Origin of the sequence: Sulfurihydrogenibium sp. (assembly GCF_027448985.1) — a bacterium.
Classification (GTDB): Bacteria; Aquificota; Aquificia; order Aquificales; family Hydrogenothermaceae; genus Sulfurihydrogenibium.
Map to the genome: position 1 here is coordinate 1 of NZ_DAIDMN010000147.1, position 1,625 is coordinate 1,625.

Annotated in this window: 2 protein-coding genes; both read left to right on the top strand. The window is 33.5% G+C overall.

Annotated elements, in window-relative coordinates:
* Positions 1-143 precede the first annotated feature (143 nt).
* Positions 144-980, top strand: coding sequence for a family 1 encapsulin nanocompartment shell protein (locus NE054_RS08115; protein ID WP_297890461.1), 837 nt, complete (start codon positions 144-146; stop codon positions 978-980).
* 24 nt (positions 981-1,004) lie between these two features.
* Positions 1,005-1,460 (top strand): OmpH family outer membrane protein, encoded by a 456-nt coding sequence (locus NE054_RS08120; RefSeq protein WP_297890463.1) that lies wholly within the window; start codon positions 1,005-1,007, stop codon positions 1,458-1,460.
* Positions 1,461-1,625: the final 165 nt, after the last annotated feature.

Genomic DNA, 1,625 nt, shown 5'->3' on the forward strand with positions numbered 1-1,625 from the left:
TTCATTTTATCTACCTCCTATTTTGTTTGATTATTTTATCAAGGTAGATGCTCATTGTCTATATGAACCTATACAGTGTGGTTTTTAAAACATTTTTCTTTTATATTTATTCTTATGCTATAATTAAATGCAGGAGGTTTGTCATGGATTTTTTAAAAAGAGAAGAATCACCTTTAAGTGGTACAGATTGGGAAAGATTGGACGGTGTAGTAGTGGAAACCGCAAAAAGGAATCTGGTGGGAAGAAGGTTTATAGAACTATCTGGACCTTACGATACAGGAGTTCAGTACGTTTCACAGGATGTTATAGAATCCGGAAATAGTGGAGCCTGTGGTTTATTTGGGGAAACAGACTGTGGAGTGGTAAAAATAAAGGAAAGGAAATACCTTCCTTTACCTATAATTTATAAAGACTTTAAAATCCATTGGAGAGATATAGAAACAGCTAAAAAATTGGGAGTTCCTGTTGATTTTAGTGTTGCAGCTGTAGCTGCTTCACAAGTTGCTTTAGCAGAAGACCAGCTTATCTTTCACGGAGATAAAGAAACCGGATTCAGCGGTCTTTTAAACGTTGAAGGAAGAAACAAAGTTAAAAAATCAGATTGGTCAAAAGAAGGTGAAGCATTTTCAAATATACTTCAAGCTGTAGTAAAACTAAACGAATCCGGATTTTACTCCAATTTAGCTTTAGTACTAAATCCAAAGGATTATGCTACATTACACAGATTGTACGGAAACAGTGGAACTTTAGAAATAGACCACATTAAAAAACTGTTTGACGTAGGAGTGTTTACCACACCGGTTGTTCCTCAAAGTAGAGCAGTTTTAGTTGCAACAGGAATAGAGAATATGGACTTATTCGTATCTCAAGACATTATAACAGCCTACATCAATTATGACAACATGGACCATTACTTTAGAGTGCTAGAAATATTGGCACTCCGGATAAAAAGACCAGAAAGTATCTGTACGATAGAGTAAAAATCTTTATTTATAGGAGGAATTATGAAAAAAGTGTTAGGATCTTTTTTAGTTGCAGTTTTTTTGATTTTAAGCGGTTTTGCAAAAGCAGCGGATATCGTATTTATTGATGTTCAAACTATCGTCAACAACTCAAAAGCTGGAAAAGATGCTCAAAGTCTGTTGGAAGAATCTGGGAAAAAAGCCCAAGCAGAAGTGGAAGCAAGACAAAAAACAGTTAAACAGGACCAAAAATCTCAAGAAGAATTTCAAGCTTTTGCAATCCAAAAGCAACAGGAAGTACTAAAAAGAAGAGATGAGCTTTTATCTCAATTTATGAAATTAGTTCAAGAAAATCTTGAAAGTTTTGCGAAAGAAAAGAACTATAACCTTATTATAGACAAACAAGCCGTTTTATACGGAAAACCAGAGCTTGACAAAACTCAAGAATTCTTAACATACTTTGATTCCAAATACGAAAAAGGTCCAAAAATAAAATAAAATTAACCAAACATTCATTAAATATTAACACCTCCTCAGTAAAATTAATACCAAATACTGTAGGAGGTGTTAGTTATGAAAACTTTACAAACCCTAATTTCCAATTCGAAAAAAAGATGAAATAAAAAACCTCCAGTGGTATCATAAAGTAAAACTACCACTGGA

What these genes read in the sequence shown, in the direction of transcription:
- NE054_RS08115 (WP_297890461.1), top strand. Translation starts at nt 144, where the DNA reads ATGGATTTTTTAAAAAGAGAAGAATCACCTTTAAGTGGTACAGATTGG.
- NE054_RS08120 (WP_297890463.1), top strand. Translation starts at nt 1,005, where the DNA reads ATGAAAAAAGTGTTAGGATCTTTTTTAGTTGCAGTTTTTTTGATTTTA.